Source organism: Exilispira thermophila (assembly GCF_055389015.1).
On sequence record NZ_AP042476.1, the window covers coordinates 1256179 to 1278459 of the forward strand.

Annotated in this window: 18 protein-coding genes; 7 read left to right on the forward strand and 11 right to left on the reverse strand. The window is 21.0% G+C overall.

The features are described 5' to 3' along the window. Window positions 1-43: 43 nt before the first annotated feature. The gene (locus ACZ5EC_RS05390; protein ID WP_464303932.1) at window positions 44-2299 is read left to right on the forward strand and encodes a DUF3857 domain-containing protein; all 2256 of its coding nucleotides are present in this window, start codon (window positions 44-46) and stop codon (window positions 2297-2299) included. A gap of 282 nt (window positions 2300-2581) precedes the next feature. On the opposite strand, the gene ACZ5EC_RS05395 is transcribed toward ACZ5EC_RS05390, so the two are convergent. The 9 genes from ACZ5EC_RS05395 to ACZ5EC_RS05435 all read right to left on the reverse strand — a co-directional run bounded on the left by ACZ5EC_RS05395 (window position 2582) and on the right by ACZ5EC_RS05435 (window position 11718). After that, window positions 2582-2851: a hypothetical protein gene (locus ACZ5EC_RS05395; protein WP_464303933.1), complete on the reverse strand. Its 270-nt coding sequence runs from the start codon at window positions 2849-2851 to the stop codon at window positions 2582-2584. Between the two features lie 284 nt (window positions 2852-3135). Next, window positions 3136-3420: a hypothetical protein gene (locus ACZ5EC_RS05400; protein WP_464303934.1), complete on the reverse strand. Its 285-nt coding sequence runs from the start codon at window positions 3418-3420 to the stop codon at window positions 3136-3138. A 69-nt stretch (window positions 3421-3489) separates the two neighbouring features. After that, window positions 3490-4611, reverse strand: a complete 1122-nt coding sequence (locus tag ACZ5EC_RS05405) for a CPBP family glutamic-type intramembrane protease (protein ID WP_464303935.1) — start codon at window positions 4609-4611, stop codon at window positions 3490-3492. 270 nt (window positions 4612-4881) lie between these two features. Continuing rightward, the gene (locus ACZ5EC_RS05410) at window positions 4882-6084 is read right to left on the reverse strand and encodes an ISL3 family transposase (RefSeq protein WP_464303936.1); all 1203 of its coding nucleotides are present in this window, start codon (window positions 6082-6084) and stop codon (window positions 4882-4884) included. A 215-nt stretch (window positions 6085-6299) separates the two neighbouring features. Next, a complete protein-coding gene (locus tag ACZ5EC_RS05415) occupies window positions 6300-7115 on the reverse strand; it encodes a transposase (RefSeq protein WP_464303937.1) in 816 nt (271 codons plus the stop codon). 551 nt (window positions 7116-7666) lie between these two features. Continuing rightward, window positions 7667-8317 (reverse strand): CPBP family glutamic-type intramembrane protease, encoded by a 651-nt coding sequence (locus ACZ5EC_RS05420; protein WP_464303938.1) that lies wholly within the window; start codon window positions 8315-8317, stop codon window positions 7667-7669. An 822-nt stretch (window positions 8318-9139) separates the two neighbouring features. Continuing rightward, a complete protein-coding gene (locus tag ACZ5EC_RS05425; protein WP_464303939.1) occupies window positions 9140-9616 on the reverse strand; it encodes a hypothetical protein in 477 nt (158 codons plus the stop codon). 220 nt (window positions 9617-9836) lie between these two features. Beyond that, entirely contained in the window at window positions 9837-10751 is a 915-nt protein-coding gene (locus tag ACZ5EC_RS05430) for a hypothetical protein (RefSeq protein ID WP_464303940.1), read from the reverse strand. A 304-nt stretch (window positions 10752-11055) separates the two neighbouring features. Further along, window positions 11056-11718 (reverse strand): C39 family peptidase, encoded by a 663-nt coding sequence (locus ACZ5EC_RS05435; RefSeq protein WP_464303941.1) that lies wholly within the window; start codon window positions 11716-11718, stop codon window positions 11056-11058. A 216-nt stretch (window positions 11719-11934) separates the two neighbouring features. On the opposite strand from ACZ5EC_RS05435, the gene upp reads away from it, so the two are divergent. From upp to sppA, 3 genes are all read left to right on the forward strand, one after another. Next, window positions 11935-12585: a uracil phosphoribosyltransferase gene (gene upp, locus ACZ5EC_RS05440; RefSeq protein WP_464303942.1), complete on the forward strand. Its 651-nt coding sequence runs from the start codon at window positions 11935-11937 to the stop codon at window positions 12583-12585. Further along, on the forward strand, window positions 12572-13270 hold the full coding sequence (locus ACZ5EC_RS05445) for an endonuclease III domain-containing protein (RefSeq protein ID WP_464303943.1): 699 nt from the start codon (window positions 12572-12574) through the stop codon (window positions 13268-13270). The genes upp and ACZ5EC_RS05445 overlap by 14 nt, the downstream gene beginning before the upstream one ends. Before the next feature lie 219 nt (window positions 13271-13489). Further along, window positions 13490-15112 carry a signal peptide peptidase SppA gene (gene sppA / locus ACZ5EC_RS05450; protein ID WP_464303944.1) on the forward strand — a complete coding sequence of 541 codons (1623 nt, stop codon included), beginning with the start codon at window positions 13490-13492 and terminating at the stop codon, window positions 15110-15112. Between the two features lie 317 nt (window positions 15113-15429). Here the strand turns inward: sppA and ACZ5EC_RS05455 are convergent, their stop codons facing one another. Beyond that, a complete protein-coding gene (locus tag ACZ5EC_RS05455) occupies window positions 15430-16677 on the reverse strand; it encodes a patatin-like phospholipase family protein (protein ID WP_464303945.1) in 1248 nt (415 codons plus the stop codon). Window positions 16678-17184: 507 nt separating this feature from the next. On the opposite strand from ACZ5EC_RS05455, the gene ACZ5EC_RS05460 reads away from it, so the two are divergent. The 3 genes from ACZ5EC_RS05460 (at window position 17185) to ACZ5EC_RS05470 (ending at window position 20866) form a co-directional block, all read left to right on the forward strand. Further along, window positions 17185-18675, forward strand: coding sequence for a radical SAM protein (locus tag ACZ5EC_RS05460; RefSeq protein ID WP_464303946.1), 1491 nt, complete (start codon window positions 17185-17187; stop codon window positions 18673-18675). A 241-nt stretch (window positions 18676-18916) separates the two neighbouring features. After that, on the forward strand, window positions 18917-19051 hold the full coding sequence (locus ACZ5EC_RS05465) for a hypothetical protein (RefSeq protein WP_464303947.1): 135 nt from the start codon (window positions 18917-18919) through the stop codon (window positions 19049-19051). A gap of 84 nt (window positions 19052-19135) precedes the next feature. Next, entirely contained in the window at window positions 19136-20866 is a 1731-nt protein-coding gene (locus tag ACZ5EC_RS05470; RefSeq protein WP_464303948.1) for an ATP-binding cassette domain-containing protein, read from the forward strand. 663 nt (window positions 20867-21529) lie between these two features. On the opposite strand, the gene rph is transcribed toward ACZ5EC_RS05470, so the two are convergent. After that, a complete protein-coding gene (gene rph / locus ACZ5EC_RS05475; RefSeq protein WP_464303949.1) occupies window positions 21530-22276 on the reverse strand; it encodes a ribonuclease PH in 747 nt (248 codons plus the stop codon). Between the last annotated feature and the right edge of the window lie 5 nt (window positions 22277-22281).

Below are 22281 nucleotides of genomic sequence, written 5' to 3' on the forward strand. Positions count from 1 at the left end.
TTTAATATTCACTATAAATAATAGTATTAATAGGGAGTAAAGTATGTTGAACTATAATAAATTAAAAAGCAAAACTAAAAATATACTTTTAAAAAGTATTTTTTTTCTTACAATATTCATATTTATTGCTATTCCAATTTTTGCAGATTTTATAGTATTAAAAGATGGTAATGAATATACAGGGAAATTAATTAAAATAACAGAAAATGAAATCATTTTTAAGTCTAACAATGAAGAAAAAACATTTAAGAAAGAGGATGTTCTAAAGTTACTTATTTCAAAAAAAAGAAAATTTTACGATATTGATAAGCTTGAGAACCTACCTGATAAAAATTTAGTTAATTACATAAAAACACCTGTTTCTGAAGATATGTCACAACTTTTTAATTATGTTACAATTTTAAACAAGACTGAAATTAAATATGAAAATAATAGAAAAGTAAAAGAAATTACAAAAATAATTAAAGTTTTAAATAATGCAGGAATTGAACAAGCAGCAAATTATTATATATGGGACCCTGACAATAGCAATGTAACATTAGAATATGCTTTTACAGTTGCTCCAAATGGGATAATTACTCATATAGATGATTCAACTATCAATATAGCAAAATATCAAGTAATTAAGGATTATAACAGTCAAAAAATAATTAAATTTACCTTACCAGATGTAGTTCAAGGCTCAACAATTGTATATAAGATAAAAGAAGAATTTAATTCTTCGAAAAATGAAACTACAAATAATATTTACTATGAGTTTTTTGAAGAATCATCTAATCCTGTATTTGATAAAGAGTTAGTTTTATGGGTTAAAAAAAATCAGGATATTGATATTTTAAAATACAATAACCCACATATTGAAATTGATAAAAAAGAAAATAATGGATATAATATATATACTTTTAAAACATCATTTACAAAAAAACTTGAAATTGAACCATCTTCACCTTCTGAATATGATATTTATAAATATATTATAATTAAAAATAAAAATTCTGAACCTTTGAATAATTTTGTTAACTTTTTAATTTCCAGTAAAACAGCTTCTACTGAGAGTGATATGCTTTTTGATGATTTTTCTAAATCAGAATATTATGAACAAATAGAAAGTGCTATTAAATTTAGTAAAAGTATGAATAAACCCAGCAATAATAACAAAAATGAAGTTTCAAATACTGAAGATGAAGAATTTCAACCAAAATTTGATGTTTCTCCTGAAGAATATGTTAAAAATGCTAAAATTTATGCTGTATTTCAATATGTGGATAAAACCTTTAATAACATTTCAATATCAAAACAATTTAAAAATTTACATTCTCCATCTTTAATAATAAAAAATGGTTATGCTACATATGTTGAAAAAGTTCTTTTAGCTTACAATTTATTAAATAAGATGGGTTTTAAACCTCAATTTATTTTAGCTCATACACTTGCAACAGGTAAAATGTTCGATCCAAAAAACATGGATTTTGAAAATTTTGATAGTTTTCTTTTTAAAATTGATGATAAATATTTTATCCCTTTAAACTATTATATAAAACCAGGACTTTTAACTGAACTATTTAGTAAAGCATATATTTTTGAAAATGGGAAATTAAAACAGTTACCAGAAATTGGGATTGATTTTTTCAAAGTTACAAGAAATGAAATCTACAAAATAATTGATGAAAATACTACAATGGTAACTTTAACTATTGAATATTCCCCTTTAATATCATATTCATTAAGATCTTTTTTTGCTCAAAACAAAAATAATAATTCAGATTTTGATGTTAGTATTGCAACTTCTCTGTTCAAAGATGCAACGAATTTAAAAATAATTACAAATGATCCTTCCAATGTTTATGATAACTATAAAATAAAAGTTACTTTTAAAACTTCTTTATTTTTAAAACAATCTTCAAATCTTGGTCTTATAAACTTTGAATTTGAAAAAATAGATGCAAATGAATTATCTAAAGATACAAGAATTTACCCTTTAACATATAATGGCTGGAAATCCTATAATGTTGTTCATAGAGAAATTCTTTTTCCTAAAAAATGGAGTATAAATTTTATTCCAAATTATGGTAAAAATAATAATAAAATAGGAGAATTAATAATTTATCAGTATAGATTCTATCCTTTGGGTTCTTTTTTTACTTCACTATTTAGTCCTGACAATGTAATTATTATGGATGAAACTTATAAAAGGGAACAAGATTTGATTGTTCCACAGGATTATTATAAATTTAAACAATTAATTGAAGGAAGAAATAGTAATTATGTTCAATATATAGTTTTAAATATTAAAAAATAATTTTTTAGGGGCTGTCTTAGAGCTTAAGGCAGCCCTTTTTGTTAATAATAAAATTAAAATCATTGAGATATTAAAAAAATAAGAAATGATTCTATACTAATTGAAATTTTTTTCATTAGTTCAGTTATGTAATTTATTATTACTATCTATTTATCATTAAAACAAAAACAAAATTTATAACCTTTAAGTCTTTGACAACTGAAATCCACTCAAAAAATTTCAATTAGTATAGATATCAAACTTAAATTTATTTTATTAAATATAACAATTTCAATTTTATTATTAACTGCACCAACCATGAGAATTTTTAAAAGAATTATTTAATAAATATAAAAAATAAGGTAAAATTTTTCCTTTATTTAGTTTAAACAACTTTCTAATATTATGTGCTATACTTATTAATCCCAATTCTATTTTTACATTATTTATTTCTCTCCATTTTAAACATAAATAATTATAAGTAGAGCCATACCCTGCATCAGCTATTAAATTTGTTGGTTTTCTACCTGTCTTTGAAATGTTATAACCTGCTTTTAATTGACCATTTAACATTGCATTTTCTTCATCTGTCTTACAATAACTATTATGTCCTTTAAATTTCTTTTGCTGTTCTTCATATCTTTCTAATCCTGGTATGTAATCCTGTTTTAATTTCTTAATACTTTTTTTTAATTATTTGCTCTTTACCCTTTGTTTCATCCTGGATATATCTTTTAAATACTACCTTGTTATGTACTTTTGTTCTTCTCTTTTTCATAATTCAAATATATCAAATAAATTATAAAAAAAAAAGAGATTGCCCCTGAGTTTTGAGACAGCCTCATCTTCTATTTATTTTAGCTATCTTTTTTTACTCTTCTTACTTTTAAAGTAGTTGTTATAGTTCCACGATAGATTTCAATAATACAAATGTAATAATAAACAAAATATTTATCTTCCTTTGTTTCATGTAATACTTTTCTACTATAAATATTTATATGTTTTACATAAGGTCCCTTTTCACCTATTCCTGTTTCTACGCCCCACCTTACATTCTTTTTTCCCTTATGATATTTAGCTTTACCACCAACCCTACCTACTCCAGCACTTGCAGCATTAAGATTACCTTTAATCTCTGCCAACTCTTCATCACTTATTTCACTATTCTTTAAAATAATTTCAACTTCATTATTTTCTATATTTTGAACAAATTATTTAAATAAAATGGTTATTGGGTTTTTAGTAAAAATTAATAAAATAATATTTAACAAATTATGAACTAATAAAGGTCCTTTTAAACTAATCATTCTTTGTTTAAAATAAAAAAGAATTAAACTTGAAAAGAAGTGATCTAATATTATAATAATTATAACAATAAAACCATCTTTTATATCTAAATTTATAAGATGCATAAGAGCAAAAAATAGAGATATAATTATGATTTTATTTCTATAAAAAAAATAGCTATCATAATAATTTTCAAGATACTTTAAATCTTTATATAAATAGTATCTAAAATAAATCTCTTCTAATCCTTCAGCTAAAAGCATATTAATTAAAAGGAAAAAAAACATTATAATCCCATTTTTTTGGTAAAACAAAATATTTTTAAAATCCATATGTTTAAAAATAGAAGAATTTGAAAAATAATAATATTTAAAAAAAACAAAAATGTAAATTAAAATATTTAAAAATATTAATATCATTGTAAGTTTTGATGAATTATAATATTTAGATGATCTTTTATTAATTCTTGAAAAAAATTTTTTTGAATATCCAAAAAGATAAATTTGATTTTTATTATACAACAAATATATTGAATATATAAATAATATTTCTTCAAAAATTGCACCCATTAAAACTTCTTTATCTGAATAAAAAATAAGTGAATCAAAAATCCATATATATACATAAAGAACTATAAAAACAAAGAAATTAAATATTAATTTTAGGATTATATTTTTTATTCTAATTTTTAAAAATATTTTATTTAAAATACTGAAAATAATTGGATATATTAAGCAAAAATAGGTAATTGGATATAGAGCAACAAAAAAATTTAATAGTTTATTATTAAAATTAATTTTTACACCATTATTATGTAAAATTTTTATATAGAATAGATAAAATATTGATATTAAAATAGTGAAAATAATATTTATTGTTATATTATTAATAGATAATAGAAAATGTAATAATACAAAAACAAATACATAATATAAAAAGAAATATTTACCAATTTTATAAAAATTATCATAAGGGTTTAAGTAAGTAAAAATAAATATAATAATTATAAATATAATTAAAGTATAAAATTCTTTTAATTTTTTCATTTATTATCCTCATATAATACATTAAAAAAAACTATTTAATCTAATATAATTATAATTTTCTGGCATTTTTATATATTTTTTAGATATATCAAGCATAATATTTTTTAGCAAAAGTAAAAGAATATTGTTTCGTAATAAAGCTTTATTAGCTATTTTATAATTAATAAAACAACCCATAAAAAGGATTTTTATATTGTAATAATATACGAAATACATATAATTAACTTATTTTATTAAATATGGTTCTCTTTCATAATGTATGGATAGTTATTATAAATCACCTGCAATTTGTAATATTTTTAATTTAAGATAATCCTTATCTTTATAACCATATCCTATTTTTAGTAATGTTTTTATTACATTATTTAACCCTTCTGCTTTACTATTTGATATTGGATATTTAAACCAATTTAATAATTTATCTATTCTCTTTTCTATCTTCTTTGCAAATCTTTTTAAATATTTATATTCACTTGATAATACCATATTCAACCAGTTTAATAGCATCTTTAAAGCTTCTTTTAATGTATATATCCTGCCAAATATAGATAAAAAATCCTCTTTCATAAGATATATTTCATATAATGGTTTATTTAATCTCTTTAATTTTTCTATGTATTGCTTGCCATTTAAGTCTAATTTTGAATATCTTTTTAATATTATCCATCTCATATGCTTTTTAATAAATAACCCTTCTTTAAATGATAATTGTTTTTGATAGGTTCTTCTTTCTTCTTCTATTGCTTTATTTAATAACCTTGATATATGAAATTTATCAAATACTATACTAACTTTCCCATTAAAATAATTATTTATTGCACTTTCATAAGGTTTCCATAAATCCATTGTTACTACTTGAAGGTTTTCAATTCTTTTACTTAAACTTTCTAATCCTCTAATACAATCACTGTGTTTTCTTCCTTTTTCTAACCAGATAACTTTTGACCTTTCATTATCTATAAATACTGTAAAATATTTATGCCCTCTTTTATATGATACTTCATCTATACTCATTTTATTTACTTGTGGCAATTTAGAAATATGTGTTTCAAATTTCTTAGTTAGCATATTTTTATCAATCCTATAAATACTTGATTCTGATATACCTGTTATTTGTGATATTGATTTGTTATCTAACTTTTTGCTATATCTTAATATTTCTTCCCCTAAATATATTGAATAAGTTTTTTTAGGATCAGTAAAGTCAAGTTTTTCAGTTAATACTTTGTTACATTTTTTACAGTTTACTCTTCTTAATTTAAATTTTAAATAAATAATTCTTCCCAACAAAAATCCTATTTTAATTTCTCTATATTTAGAATCATAAATACTACATTCTATTCCACATACTGGACAAATAGGTTTATTTTTATGATTAACTTCAATAATAATTTTATCTTCAATTAATTTTATATTGTCAAATAAAAATCCTTGAATTTTAAATAAAACTGTTATAATTTTTTCTAGTATCATTTTTTTTCTCCCTGTACTATTTTTTTTTAGTATGGGGAGAAATTATTTTTTTTAAACTTTTTTTTATCCACTCATTTTGAAATTGAACCTTAATTTTTCTATTATATTAATATTTTTTATTATTCTTATTAATTTTTATCATAAAAATATCAAGAGGGGCTGTCTTAGATCTTAAGGCAGTCCTTTTTTTTAAAAAAAAATAAAAATATAAAAATTTATAAATTAAAGGAAAAAATAAAAGAATTTTCAAATGAATTATTTAATAAATATAAAAAATAAGGTAAAATTTTTCCTTTATTTAGTTTAAACAACTTTCTAATATTATGTGCTATACTTATTAATCCCCATTCTATTTTTACATTATTTATTCCTCTTAACATAAATCTCCTGAATCCCATATTGTGTTTAATATCTCCAAATACGGTCTCAACTTCTATCTTCCTTCTAAATGATAACTCCTGTCCCATTAATGTTGATAAATTCGATTTAACTTCTGATTTTAATTTTAAAAATACTGGATTTACCCATATATTCTTGTAAGGTTTTCCTTTACTACACCTATCCTGATAAATACAACCTTTACATCCATTTGTTGAATATACTTTGTATAATTCTAATTTCTTCCTTTTTGTAGATCTTGCAGTATAAACATATTTTAATTCTTTCCCATTTGCACATATAAAACAATCTTTTGACTCATCATATTTCCAATTCTGTCTGTTTAATTTATCCTTTTTAAAACTTCTTTTACTTTCTTTAAAATATCCTGAATATTTAACATAATTATTTATTCCTCTCCTTTTTAAATATAAATAATTATAAGTAGAACCATATCCTGCATCAGTTATTAAATTTGTTGGTTTTCTCCCTGTCTTTAATATTAAACTTTCTAAATGAGGAATTAATGTGTTTGTATCTGATCTGTCTTGATGGATACTATACCACAATATAAATTGATTTTGTGTGCCTATCTGTACATTATAGCCTGCTTTTAATTGACCATTTAACATTGCATCTTCTTTCATCCTCATAAATGTAGCTTCTTCATCTGTCTTATAATAACTATTATGTCCTTTAAATTTCTTTTCCTGTTCTTCATATCTTTCTAATCCTGGTATGTAATCCTGTTTTAATTTCTTAATACTTTTTTTTAATTGTTTGCTCTTTTCCCTTTAGAAAAAAAAGAGGTCGTCTCCAAGTTTTGAGACAATCCCAACTTCTATTTATTTTAGCTATCTTTTTTTACTCTTCTTACTTTTAAAGTAGTTGTTATAGTTCCACAATAGGTTTCAATAATATAAATGTAATAATAAACAAAATATTTATTTTCCTTTGTTTCATGTAATACTTTTCTACTATAAATATTTATATGTTTTATATAAGGTCCCTTTGCGCCTATTCCAGTTTCTATACCCTACCTTACGTTCTTTTTTCCCTTATGATATTTAGCTTTACCACCAACCCTACCTACTCCAGCACTTGCAGCATTAAGATTACCTTTAATCTCTGCCAACCATTCATCACTTATTTCTCTATTATTTACAATAATGTCAACTTCATTATTTTCTATATTTTGAACAAATTATTTAAATAAAATGGTTATTGGGTTTTTAGTAAAAATTAATAAAATAATATTTAACAAATTATGAATTAATAAAGGTCCTTTTAAACTAATCATTCTTTGTTTAAAATAAAAAAGAATTAAACTTGAAAAGAAATGAGATAATATAATAATTATAATATTTAGAACAATAAAACTCTCTTTTATATCTAAATTTATAAGATGCATAAGAGCAAAAAATAGAGATATAATTATTATTTTATTTCTATAAAAAAAATAACTATCATAATAATTTTCAAGATATTTTAAATCTTTATATAAATAGTATCTAAAATAGATCTCTTCTAATCCTTCAGCTAAAAGCATATTAATTAAAAGTAAAAAAAATATCATAATTCCATTTTTTTGGTAAAACAAAATATTTTTAAAATCCATATGTTTAAAAATAGAAGAATTTGAAAAATAATAATATTTAAAAAAAACAAAAATGTAAATTAAAATATTTAAAATTATTAATATTGTTGTAAGTCTTGATGAATTATAATATTTAGATGATCTTCTATTAATTTTTGAAAAAAATTTTTTTGTATATCCAAAAAGATAAATTTGATTTTTATTATACAGCAAATATATTGAATATATAAATAATAATTCTTCAAAAATTATATCCATTAAAACTTCTTTATCAGAATAAAAAATAAGTGTATCAAAAATCCATATAAATACATAAAGAACTATAAAAACAAAAAAATTAAATATTAATTTTAGGATTATATTTTTTATTTTAATTTTTAAAAATATTTTATTTAAAATACTGAAAATAATTGGATATATTAAGCAAAAATAGGTAATTGGATATAGATCAATAAAAAAATTTAATATTTTATTATTAAAATTAATTTTTACACCGTTATTATGTAAAATTTTTATATAGAACAGATAAAATATTGATATTAAAATAGTGAAAATAATATTTATTGTTATATTATTAATAGATAATAGAAAATGTAATAATATAAAAACAAATACATAATATAAAAAGAAATATTTACCAATTTTATAAAAATTATCATAAGGGTTTAAGTAAGTAAAAATAAATATAATAATTATAAATATAATTAAAGTATAAAATTCTTTTAATCTTTTCATTTATTATCCTCGTATAATATATTAAAAAAACTATTCAATCTAATATAATTATAATTTTCTTGCATTTGTATATATTTTTTAGCAAAAGTAAAAGAATATTGTTTCATAATAAAGATTTATTATCTATTTTATAATTAATAAAACAACCTATAAAAAGAATTTTTATGTTATAATAATACACGAAATACATATAATTAACTTATTTTATTAATTTTTCTATTATATTAATATTTTTTATTATTCTTATTAATTTTTATCATAAAAATATCAAGAGACTATTCCTAAATTTAAGGAATAGTCTCTTTTTTTATCTACAAATATATATTTTTAAATAAAATTAAACAATTAATATGGATCTTCCATCATCTTTTCCTTTGTAAATCTTCTTGCTTCTCTTAAAAGTTGCATTTGTTCCCATAACTCTCCTAGTTCCTTCTTGAATTTTTCAATAACTTTTTCTGATACATGCTTAGCTTCAAGATAAACTAAATATTTCATAAATAAAGTATTGTATCGCCTTTTAAGATATAGATAATAATGGGTAACTTTGTTTAGATATAATTCATTACCTGAATGTTTATCACCATGTGAATCTGGTGATACACCATCAGTAATTCTCTCCCCTTTAATCTCTTTCATCTCTTCCTTACTAATCTCTTGAAGTTCTGAAAACATATTATTATCATCACTCTGAATTTGTGTCTTTTCTATTTGTTTTATTAAATCTAACTTTTGTGTAAAATCAATATTTTTTGATGAAGCAAATACAGGTAATGTAAATAAAACGAACAAAACTAATAAAATAATAAAATTTTTTCTCATAAATACAACTCCTTTATTTTTTTGGATTTTTTAATTACCCCCACTTTCCTATTTTTTTAATAATTTCAAATAAAATTCATTATCCTACCCTCATAACTTCAACCTCCTTTCTTTTAATTTTTATTTTATTTTTTTATACTCATTAATTTTTATTTATTATTTTATCTTATTTATCATTTTATTTTAATTCTTTTTTCACCAGAAATTAAATAAATATCATTTACCCCTTTATTGTCACATTAATATTATATTCAGGAATTAAATATCCTTCTAAATTAGTGTCCATAGATAAACCAATACTTATATCTTCACTTATCCTTATCCCAAGTCCAAGCTCTGCCCTGAACTTCATCTTATATAACTCATACTCACCCCATCCTTCAAATTCTTTTATTTTTGGAAATATAAATGATGAGGTTAATGAAAATGAGGTTGATATTATTGAATTTAAAACTACTGTTAGATTTATTTTAGTTGATATTGAATATTGTTGGCTCCATTTATCTTTACTTTTTATTAATTCAGGAAATATATAATATCCAGTAAATTTGGGTGTAATAGAAAATAGAAGAGGATCTGCTATTAAACTTAATCTATATCCACAGCTTACCGATATCTCTGGTTCTATTAAATCTACATCAATACTACTTCTTTTGTAAAAGGCAGGATATATTCCTGCAGGACAACTTATATAAAAAAATATGTCATTTATAAATCTTGTATAAAATGTCCATTGAAATCCAGCAGTAATATTTGTTAATGATAATAGATAACTTTCTTCTTTTGAAACTTCCTCTTTTATAAGATCAACATTATATGTTTTGTTATATGAATAATGCAAAGGTATTTGAAAAAAAAGATCAATATTTTTTATTGGTGAAATTGTAGCATAAATTGATGGATTAATGTTATATGAAACAGATGAAGATGAGGAAAGGCAGGATATTGAAAAAGAAAATGTAATACTATATGGATAAGTCTCTCTTTTAACCCTCTTGAATTCTTCAGCTAAAATTTTCTTAGAAAGAAGTGAAGATAATATAAATAAAGTAAGTATAACTAAAATTAGGTTTTTTAATATTCTTTTGTTTAAAATATTTTTAAAAATAATTTTAATAAAATTTTTTCTAATCATACTAATCCTTTATTATTTTATTTACTTTTATATTTTCTTTTATTTATTTTCATTTAATCATTATTAAATTAAATTATTTGATTTAACAAAAACTTTATTTTTAATTTGTTTTCTATATTTTTATTTTTTTATTATTTTTTTTTTTATTTTCTTTATTACTTTTTCTATTTTTTTATTATTTTTAATATTGTTTACTTTTATACTTTTAATGTTTTTTGCATTTATACTTTTAATATTTCTTAATATTTTTTATTTTATGTTTTTGATATTTTTTTATACTTTCAATATTTTTCTTTTTTTATCTCTAATACTTTTGCTTTGATAAAAGTAAAAGATGATTTATTTTATTTTTTAATTCATTATTTATCTTATATATTAATCCATAATTTTTAATCTCACCCCTCCCATATACAAAAAGTGCATATCCTGAAAATTTAGAGTTAAAATCATAGCTATTCATAAAATGAATACCTATAGATGGATCAACTAAAAAAAAATATTGTCCATAAAATCCTGAAAATATTGTAAAATGCTTTTCTGGTTTATTAAAATGAAGTATTATTGGGGCATACTTTGAATATTTTTGAAGTTCAATTGACTTTATCTTTACCCCTTTTATCTTAAAACCATAATCCTCAAGTATCATTGTTATATCAAAAAAAGATATTGTATAATCTTTTTTCTTATAAAGTTTTTTAAAAAATTGTTCAATTAATTTTTTCTCATCAAGAGAAATGTTATAGAAATATTTTAAAAATGTTGCAACGCATGCTATACCACAGGATGTATCAAACCCCTGTTTATAGCAGGATGTAAAATGTAAAGCCTCAACTGATATTATTTTTGATAGTACTTCATCGTTTAAAACATTTTCAGAAATTGAAACTGTATCTAAAGAAAGAAATGTTGGGATAATTAAAAACAAAAGAAAAGATACTAATGCAAACTTTATTTTATTCATTTTCATTAATATCACCTCATATTTTATTAACCATATTGTTAAAATTATATCAATAAAAATTTTAATTTTTTTTATATACCTAAATTTAATTAATCTAAAAGTATTTATAAAAAAACAAAAATACTCAACTGTAAAAAATAATTGTAAAAAAATAAAATAATTTTATTTTTATTTAAAGCAAAAAAATAATTTATTTAAAATTTTAAAACAAAAGGATTTTTTATGGAAAACATTATTTCAAAATATAATCTTAAAAATATCATAGTTTTAAAACATCCTCTTTCTGAACATTATCTTACTCATCTTAGAGATAAAACAACAAAACCACCTTTATTCAGGACTTTAACAAAAAAAATATCATCATTACTTGCTTTAGAAGCTTCATTTGACCTTAAAACTAAATTAATTGATATTGAAACACCTTTAGAAAAAACAAAAGGAAAGATTATTAATGAAAAGATAATTGTTATCCCCATCTTAAGAGCTGGTATTGGAATGATAGAACCTTTAATGGATTTATTTCCAAATGTTAAAGTTGGATACATTGGAATTCAAAGAGATGAAGAAACTGCAAAACCACATCATTATTATTTAAAATTTCCTGATATAAAAAATAAGACAGTTTTTGTAACAGATCCTATGCTTGCAACAGGTGGTTCAGCTTCAACTGCAATTGAAAAAATAAAAAAATATGAACCCAGAAAAATTATTCTTTTAACAATTGTAAGTGCTCCTGAAGGTATTAAAAAAATAAATGAAGACCATCCAGATGTTATGATTTACACTGCATCAATTGACAAAAAATTAAATGATAAAAAATATATTTTACCAGGACTCGGAGATTTTGGTGATAGGTTATATGGCACAGAATAATAAAAATACTTTATTAATAACAAAAAAAGAAGCCTTACCTTTTTTTGATAATTTAATGTCAATACTTGAAGTTGAAACCTCAAAATACACAATTCCTGTTGTTTCCCTTGTTGAAATTCATTATAATGACCCATTTGCAATTTTAGTATCAACATTGCTTTCTTTAAGAACAAAAGATGAAACAACTGCATTAGCTTTTAAAAAACTTTATAAAGTAGCTAAAAAGCCTGAAGACATTTTAAATATTGATGATAAAAAGCTTGAAGAATTAATTTATCCAGTTGGGTTTTATAAAACAAAAGCTAAAAGGTTAAAACAAATCTGTAAAATTTTAATTGAAAAATATAATGGTGAGGTTCCTGATACCATGGAAAAATTACTTGAATTACCTGGTGTTGGGAGAAAAACTGCAAATCTTGTATTAGCAGTAGGATTTAAAAAAGAAGGAATGTGTGTTGATACTCATGTACATAGAATTTCTAATAGACTTGGAATTATTAAAACAAAAAATCCTTTTGAAACTGAAATGGCTTTAAGACAGATATTACCAACTAAATATTGGGAAAAATACAATCAATATCTTGTAGCATGGGGGCAAAATGTTTGTAAACCAATTTCACCATTTTGCTCCAAATGTAAAATAAATAAATTTTGTAAAAGAGTTGGTGTAACCAAATCAAGATAACTTTTTTAATAATATATAATATATACTTTTATTAATTTATTATTGTTTTTAATTTATTTACCTTTTTTAATATATTTACTATTATAATTTTATTAAACTATAATTCTATTAAACATCTATTATGTTTTTAATATAGATTTTTTAAGTTTCTAATATAATTTTATTAACAATGTAACTCTACAAATAGAATTACACTAAAAAAATTCTTTGGAGATTGCTATGTATTGTAAAATTGATTTTAAAGGTAATTGTCTGGAAACAGGAAATATATTTAAAAAAACCCCAGTTCTTGATAGTGGTGGTCAATTTTTAATGGACAAATTTTTACTAAAAATTGAAAAAATTAAAGATTTAAAAAAAGTAAAAAAAGTTTTATTTGTTTATGACCAATCTTTTTCTGCTTTCCCCGGTCAAATTGAGCAAATATACAAGATAATTAAAAGACTTAAAGATTCTGGAAAAGAACTTTATTTTTTCTCTAAAACATATGATGAAAAAGCTCTTTTTTTATCAAGCATATGTGATAAAAGAATTATCCCTGAAGGTGGATATGTTAGTTTTCTAGGATTTAAATATGAATTTACATTTTATAAAAGGTTATTAGATAAGCAAAAAATTAGAGTTGAAGTTTATAGAAGAGGCAAATATAAAGGTGCAGCAGATAGATTTAGACTTGATAAAATTGATGATGCACAAAAAGAAGCATATGGTAAAATTTTGAAACAGGTCTATGAAGTTTTTAAAGACACAATTATACAAAACTTTAATATTTCACAAAAAGTATTTAATAATGAAATCGAAGGAAGAATTATTTATCCTGATAATGCTAAAAAATTAAATCTTATAACATATATAGCAAACCTTAATCAAATAATAGATGAGTTTAAAGAGAAGAAAATAAAAGAATATAAAATTCATATTCATAAAGATTATTTTGGAAAAGGTAAAAAAATTGCTCTTTTAATATTTGATGGTGCTATTAAAGATGGCAAAAATTCAAAAAATTTATTATTGGGAAACTCTATTGGAGATGATTATTTTATTAAACAAATTGAAAAAATAAATAAAGACAAAAGTATAAAAGGTGTGATATTAAAAATTAACTCACCAGGCGGTTCAGCATTAGCTTCTGATGCAATTGCTGAACGTTTACTTAAACTTAAAAAGGAAAAAACTTTAGTTGTAGTACAATCTGGTGTTGCTGCTTCAGGAGGTTATTATCTTTCATTTCCTGCTGAAAAAATTTTTTCACAAACTACTACTATAACTGGTTCAATTGGTGTAATTAATATGTTATTTTATTTAAAAGAATTTTCTGAGAAATTCGGTATTACTAATTCAATACTTAAAGAAGGTAAAAATGCTGATCTATATTCTCCTTATAAAGAAAGAACAGATGAAGAAAAAGAAATGATTGATCAAAACATTGAAAATTTTTATAGACTTTTTGTAAATAAAGTTGCTAAAAATAGAAACAAAAGTTTTGAGGAAATTGATAAAATTGCTAAAGGTAGAATCTGGAACGGATTTGATGGAATAGAAATAGGAATTGTAGATGAAATTGGCGATATTTATTCTGCTATTGATTATATTAAAACTAAAAACAATTTTAATTCAGTTAGATTAGAAATTTATCCTAAAATTAAAGAAACATTTTTTGATAAAGTATTAAAATTAAATTATCATGAAAATATTGAAAGTGAAGAGATTTTTGATTTCAATACTTCAAATATTAAAAATCTATTTACCCTTTTTAATATATTAACATATAGCAAAAAAGAATTTAATACAAATATCTTTTACCTATTTCCTGACATACTAATAAATAGTTTTAAAATATAATTTATAAAATTTAAATTTTTTTCTCAAACTTTTAAAGAACTTTTTACTTTTATATAATATTTCCTTTTTATTTATTCCTTTTTATATAATATCTAACTTTTAAATAATATTGTACTTATAAATAATATTTAACTTTTAAATGCGATATCAAATAATAAAAAATTTTAAATTTTAAATAATATTTAATTTCTAAATTACATCTCACTTAAAAAACAGTAATTTAATTACTACAAAATATTTATTAAAAAGGGTTTTACATAAGTTAATAAACATCAATAAAATAATAAAACCAATAAAATAATAAAATGACTTAATAATTATTTTGAACTTTCAGTAGCTTTTTTGAAAACTGGATACTCTTTTTTATATTGGGGAATTGGATATTCAGAAGTTAATTCTAAAACATAAGCAGTTGTTTTATACCCCATCTTATATGCAAATTCCAATCTATTAAATGCAAAAACACTCATACTCTCAAGTAACGGAGTAATTATATATTCATTGTGGTTTGGATTAAAAGCTAAACCTTTTCTAATTTTTAACATATAAAGTACATTATTTAAAAATGGAAATATATCATTTTTATCTTTTACATAAAGTTTGGTTTTTCCTAAATGCTTAAAATGATCGGCAATTTCTTTAGATAAATGCAAAAGGAAAAATGACTTTCTAACTGATGAAGAGATATCAGTTGCTGCTGAAACATCAACTACAAGTATGGCTAGTTTATTATTATATTTTTCTTTATTTATTTTTCTAGCATAATTTATTGCAAAGCTATCATAAACCCCTCCATCAACCAGAATATAATTTTTATATTCTATTGGTTCAAAAACTAAAGGGATAGCAGCTGATGCTAAAACCAATTTAATTATATCACCTTTATCAAAAACAATTTGTTTGCAACCCCTGATATCAACAGCGTTAACATAAAATGGAATTTTTGTCTCAGATATATCTTCTACTTTCATATATTTTTCAAGTATTGATTTTAGCAATTCAGTTCGTTCTTTTGGGATTAAATTTGAAAGGGATGTTAGTTTTTCAAAATTTTTTTGTTCATCTTGAATTATTTTATGTATTGTATCAGCTGTATAACCTTGAGTATACATTGAACCAACAAGAGAACCTGCTGAAGTTCCAACTACAAATTTTGGTTTTAAACCAAGTTGCTCTAATACTTTAATAACACCCACATGTGCAACTCCCCTTGCACCACCACCTGATAAAACAAGAGCAAAACCATTTTTTTTCAAAACCTTCACATTAAAAGGGATATTAGCATTTTCATAATTCTTTTCAGGATAATAATAAGTTTTTACAAAATAATCTTTAACATCCTCTATTTTTATTTTATTTTTTATTACATTCTCTTTTAATGAATTTAAAAATTTTTTCTGCACAAAAATAGATAAATTAGCTGAAAATGATTCTGTTTGAAAAGTAAGAAAAACAAGGGATAAAATTAAAAAAAGTATAATAAATATAATATGAAGTATATTTACTCTGGAAATTAATATTTTTTTAAAATTTTTTTTATTCTTTTCTTTATTTAGTTTTTTCATTTTTTATTAGTTTCAATAATTATATTTTATTTTTTAAAATCATACATTAATAATCCATTTATAATATAATAAAATCAATTTTATTTGAAAACATAATCATTATAAATTTTTTTTAAATCAAAAATCATTAAGAGACAATTATTTTTAATAATTAACTAACTTAATAGGTAAAAGTTAAATTTTTTTAAAAAATTTCAAAAAAGTTATTGAAAAAAAAAAAAAATAATTAAAATTTTCACAGTATAAAAAATTGAAGATCTTTGATATTTATATAAAGAGATATTTGATATAAAAGCAAAATCCTTATTAATTTCCTTAAGATACAACTATCTTAATTAATATTACTATATAAATTTAATAAAATAAAAATTATTTATTATGTCTTTTAAAAGTCAAAAAGATTTTTATTTTATATATTAAATATATACTATGTTTATTAACCATAATATTATTAAATTGTTAAAATTATATTTATTTTTAAAATATTATATAAGGAGGAAAAAATTCATGAAAAATATGTATATTGAAGATAATACAAAGATATTACTATCAGAAGATATTAATTATGATTATTTAAATAATAATTATTGTTTATTTTCCTCATATAAATCAAATAGCTGGGTAATTGAAAAAGATAAGAACATTATAGATTTTATAAAAGATAATAAAGGAAAAGAAATAGATTTTTCTTCTATCAATAGTAAATATAAAATAAAAAAAGAAAAAATTTATCAATTATTTACTGAAGGATTTTTAAGTATTAATAATAATTGGAAAATTGAAAATTTTATTAATAATCGAAATGATAAATATTCTCTTTTTATTTTACATTTTAGTGAAATTTGCAATTTAAATTGTACTTATTGTTTTGCTAATTCAAAAAAAATTTCAAAAAAAAATAACAATTCAGTTCTTACTTTTTCTGATATAAAAAAAATCATTAATATTATAAAAAATTCTCTTGATCTTATTTCTAATATTTTTGCTATAGAATTTAATTCAGGAGAAATTTTTTTAAATCAAGATTTTGTATTTAAAAGTATAGAATATATTAAAGAAGAATTTAAAAATTCTGAATATGAAATAAGATTTCCATTACAAACAAATGGAACAATATTAAATTCAAAAATTATAAATTTTTTAAAATTAAATAATTTATCTCTTAGCATAAGTCTTGATGGACCAGAAGAAATTCAAAATAAAAATAGACCATTTTATGTAGGTAAAGGAAGCTTTAATATTGTTTATAATAATATTAAAAAAGCATCAAAAAATAATATTAATGTTGGTATTTTAAGTGTAATAAATCATCCTAAAAATTATATAAAATTATATGAATTTATATTAAAAAATTCTGATATAATTAAAGGATTTAAAATGAATCCTATATATACAGCAGGAAAACAAAAAAAAGAAAATATTACCAATAATAATCAAAATATTGAATTTTTTTATGATGAATTGGGTAAACATTATATACAAATTATAGATGATTTTTTAGAAAATAAATTAGAAAAAACTTCATTTATTAGTCCTTTTGAGAACTTTAGATTTGCACTTATGAATGTTTTATATCCAGGTAAAGCATTTATGTGTTATACTTTCCCTTGTGGTGCTGGAAAAAATCAACTGGCCTTTGGTTATGATCATAAAATTTATCCATGTCAAGAGTTCATAGATGATAAAGAATTAAGTTTAAAAGATTTTAGAGAAATTAATTCTTTACATGAATTAAAATTAAATCCAGTTATTAATAAATTAAATAATGCTAAGTTACCTGAAGATTGCAAAAATTGTGCATATTTCCCTTTTTGTCAAAATGCTTGTGCTTCTCATAAATACCATTTTTATAAAAATTTTAATGCAAAAATTCCTGATTGTAAATATTTTAAAAATATTTATAAATATATATTTACCAAAATATCTGAAAATTCTTCTAAATTAAAAGATTATATAAACAGATATGTTATTAAAGAAGTAAATAAAGTAAAAAAATAAAAAAAATAAAAAAATAATTTAGTTAAAAAGATGTATTAAAAATTAATAAGGGCGTGGATAAAGAAACTGCTTTAAATAAACTGAAAATAAATCTAAAATCAGATAGGCTAAAGGCTTTCATATTTAATTTTATTAAAAAGGCTGTTAAAAAGTTATAAAAAATTTTTTTTGAATTAAATTTATGGGGGTGTTTTTTCTAATTAACAGTATTTTTTAAAACAATAATTAAGGAGGAGAATTTATGTTTTCAAAACAAAAATTTTTAAAGGAAAACTTTAATATTTCAAATAAAGATTTAATTATTTTTATTGTATCATTTGAAAACAGCCATTATAATCATTTAGACCATATAGATTGTATAGTTCTTGAACCATAAAAATATTATCAATATTTTAAATAAAATAATTTCTACATTAGAAAAAACACCCCTATTAAAAAATTCATTAGAAAGGGTTATATTATGATTAAAAATAAAGTTTTTATTGAATATTATAAACTTGTAAATAAAAAATATATAAATTTATTAATATTGGGTTTAATTATTTATGCACTTCCAAGTTTTATTATTATTATATACCCTTATCTTTTAAGAGAATTTATAAATATATTAACTGAAACAAAAAATATAGATTATAAAATTATTTTTTATTTCATTGGTATTTTTAGCAGTATTATTTTTTTTAATTATACAGGAAAACTAATAATATCATATTATAAGCTAAAAAGTTCTTTAGATTTAAGAATAAAAATATTTAAAACTTTCATGCATTTTTCTGAATCTGAAATAAGTAAAAAAGGGGAAGCATATTATTCAAGAATTATTAATGAAGATGTAGCATTTTCATTTAATTTATTTAATGAAAATATTATGACAAATATTTTTCTTATTATAAGAATATTACCTGTTTTATTTATCGTTTATACTATTAACAATAGTGCATTTATTATATTTTGTTTAACATTATTTATTTCGTTTTTAATTTATTATCTAAATCAAAAAATTCTTCCTTTAAAACATAAAAAAATTTTTGAAACTCTTGGTGAAATACTTTCATTTATAACAGAAAGTTTAAATGCTGTTGAAATTATAAAAAGGTATAAATATCTAAATAATCGTATTAAACAGTATATGAAAAAATCAGTTGACCTGAATAAAAGATATTTTAACACATTTTTCATATCTGCTAATATAGATAATTTTTTATCTAAATTACCTTTATATACATTAAGAATTCTTTTAGTTTTAGTTTTAAGCAATGATTATTTAAAAAAAAGAATTTCTATTGGAGATTTTATTGGAATACTAACATATTATACATATATGGAACACCCAACATCCTATATTTCTTTTATTTCAAATATGTTGTCTCAAATAAAAGGTAATATTAGTAGAATTGTTGGATACTTTAATGAAGCAAATAAAAGAATAAAAAGCAAAAAAATTTTAAATAATGAAATTTATCAAGAAACAAAAAAGGACTTTTTTTTCAAATTATCAAATGTAAATATTTCATTTGATAAAAAACCTATACTTTCTAATTTTTCATTAACCTTTCCAGTTAATCAAATTGTTGGAATTGTTGGATTATCAGGTGCAGGGAAATCAACTTTAATAAATAGTTTATTAAATATTAATGAAAATTATTCAGGGGATATATATTTTTTAAATAATAATATAAATTTAAAGAATTATGATAATACTTTAACATTAAACTATTATCCACAAAAATCTATTGTTTTAAATAGTTCTTTAAAAGATAATATAGTTATGGGTAATAAATTTTGTAAAGATTTTTACGAAAAAATACTTTATAAACTTGAACTTTCAGGTTTTTCTGATAAAAGATTTGGTTACAATGGAAATTTTATTTCAGGTGGTGAAAAACAGAAAATTACATTTGCAAGGTTTCTTTATAATTTTTTAGAAACTGATGGTTTTGTTATTGATGAACCATTTGTTTCTCTTGATGAAATTACAAAACAAAAATACTTAAAAATTTTAAAAGAGTTTATTAAAGGTAAATTTGGTATTATTATTTCCCATGATTTTTATATATTATTAAAAACAGTAGATAAAATTGTTTTTATAGAGTCTCCTTATAAGTATTACTATGATAAACATCAAACATTACTTGATAAATCTGAAAATTATAAAAAATTATTTTTAACTTTTAAAAATAAATATAAATAGATTGTTATTTATAACTTTGTCAGTTAATAAGATTTTATATTAATTATTTGTTTGTCTAAAAATTTATAATATTGTTCATTTTATATTTTAAAATATATATTAGAATAGGAAAAAAGATTTTATCTATTAAGTTTTATAATAGACAAAAATATATGGTTTATAAATTTTTTTATAGTAGTTGTTAAAATTTTTACTAATGTATATTGGCATTATATTATTATTTATTATTCAGTTAACACTTGATTTAATAGAGTTACTTGTTGCATTTTAGTTTTTTGATAAAAAATAAGGATTATTGTTTTTTTAAAGAATTTAAATTTAGAAATAAGCTTCTTAATAAGAGATTAAATATAAATAAGATGATAAATATATCAGTTTTGATTACAGTAAACATAAATAAAACAATTCAAGGTTATTACAAAAATAGATAAGCTAATATATACAATTTTATAATATTATAATTTTTATCATATAAGATTAGATATAAAGATCGGGAAAATTGTAGCCTTTTTGTATGAAAATTATTATTATTCTAAAATTAGATTAAATATAAATATAGAGAAAATGATATAAAACTTATTTAAAATTGAAGATATCAATATCAAGACGAAAAACAAAAATTATATAGTTCAAACATCAAAAAATAGATTTATGGTTTGTCTATCAAAATCTTGTATAATCATTATAAATTTTTTTTTGTAACTCTGTTAATTGTTGTATTTGTTCCAAAGCTATGTTTAACATTTTATCAAATTGATATTTTTTGAATGATCCCCCTTCTCCTGAAGCTGATATATCAATAATATCTCCATTTTCAGTGGCTACTACATTCATATCACAATATGCTGATGAATCTTCACTATAATTTAAATCAAGATATATTTTTCCATTTACAAGACCTATTGAAACAGCTGCTACAAAATTTTTTATAGGGTCCTTTTCTATTAATCCTTCTTTTTTAAATTTTTTAAAAGCTAAAGCTGCAGCTAAAAATCCCCCTGTTATACTTGCTGTTCTCGTACCACCATCTGCATCAATAACATCTGCATCAACATATAATGTATAACCAGGAAATTTATGAAGGTCAATTCCGCCTCTTAGAGACCTGCCTATAAACCTTTGAATCTCAACAGTTCTACCATCAATTTTCCCTCTTTCTCTACTTTTCCTTGTATTTGTAGAAGCTGGTAGCATCGCATATTCGGAAGTCAACCAACCAATATTTTTATCTTTTGCAAAATTTGGAACATCATTAACAATCTTTGCTGTACAAATAACTCTTGTATTACCATATGAGATTAATACAGACCCATCTGCATTTTTAATAAATCCAGGAATAATTTCAATTTTTCTAATTTCATCCCACTTTCTACCATCGATTCGTAAGTTTGAATGATTTTTTGTATTCATTTTTG

Coding starts and splice junctions, on each gene's coding strand:
- ACZ5EC_RS05390 (WP_464303932.1), top strand. CDS start 44: ATGTTGAACTATAATAAATTAAAAAGCAAAACTAAAAATATACTTTTA.
- ACZ5EC_RS05395 (WP_464303933.1), bottom strand. CDS start 2,851: ATGTTAAATGGTCAATTAAAAGCAGGTTATAACATTTCAAAGACAGGT.
- ACZ5EC_RS05405 (WP_464303935.1), bottom strand. CDS start 4,611: ATGAAAAAATTAAAAGAATTTTATACTTTAATTATATTTATAATTATT.
- ACZ5EC_RS05410 (WP_464303936.1), bottom strand. CDS start 6,084: ATGATACTAGAAAAAATTATAACAGTTTTATTTAAAATTCAAGGATTT.
- ACZ5EC_RS05415 (WP_464303937.1), bottom strand. CDS start 7,115: ATGAGGATGAAAGAAGATGCAATGTTAAATGGTCAATTAAAAGCAGGC.
- ACZ5EC_RS05420 (WP_464303938.1), bottom strand. CDS start 8,317: ATGGATATAATTTTTGAAGAATTATTATTTATATATTCAATATATTTG.
- ACZ5EC_RS05425 (WP_464303939.1), bottom strand. CDS start 9,616: ATGAGAAAAAATTTTATTATTTTATTAGTTTTGTTCGTTTTATTTACA.
- ACZ5EC_RS05430 (WP_464303940.1), bottom strand. CDS start 10,751: ATGATTAGAAAAAATTTTATTAAAATTATTTTTAAAAATATTTTAAAC.
- ACZ5EC_RS05435 (WP_464303941.1), bottom strand. CDS start 11,718: ATGAAAATGAATAAAATAAAGTTTGCATTAGTATCTTTTCTTTTGTTT.
- upp (WP_464303942.1), top strand. CDS start 11,935: ATGGAAAACATTATTTCAAAATATAATCTTAAAAATATCATAGTTTTA.
- ACZ5EC_RS05445 (WP_464303943.1), top strand. CDS start 12,572: ATGGCACAGAATAATAAAAATACTTTATTAATAACAAAAAAAGAAGCC.
- sppA (WP_464303944.1), top strand. CDS start 13,490: ATGTATTGTAAAATTGATTTTAAAGGTAATTGTCTGGAAACAGGAAAT.
- ACZ5EC_RS05455 (WP_464303945.1), bottom strand. CDS start 16,677: ATGAAAAAACTAAATAAAGAAAAGAATAAAAAAAATTTTAAAAAAATA.
- ACZ5EC_RS05460 (WP_464303946.1), top strand. CDS start 17,185: ATGAAAAATATGTATATTGAAGATAATACAAAGATATTACTATCAGAA.
- ACZ5EC_RS05465 (WP_464303947.1), top strand. CDS start 18,917: ATGTTTTCAAAACAAAAATTTTTAAAGGAAAACTTTAATATTTCAAAT.
- ACZ5EC_RS05470 (WP_464303948.1), top strand. CDS start 19,136: ATGATTAAAAATAAAGTTTTTATTGAATATTATAAACTTGTAAATAAA.
- rph (WP_464303949.1), bottom strand. CDS start 22,276: ATGAATACAAAAAATCATTCAAACTTACGAATCGATGGTAGAAAGTGG.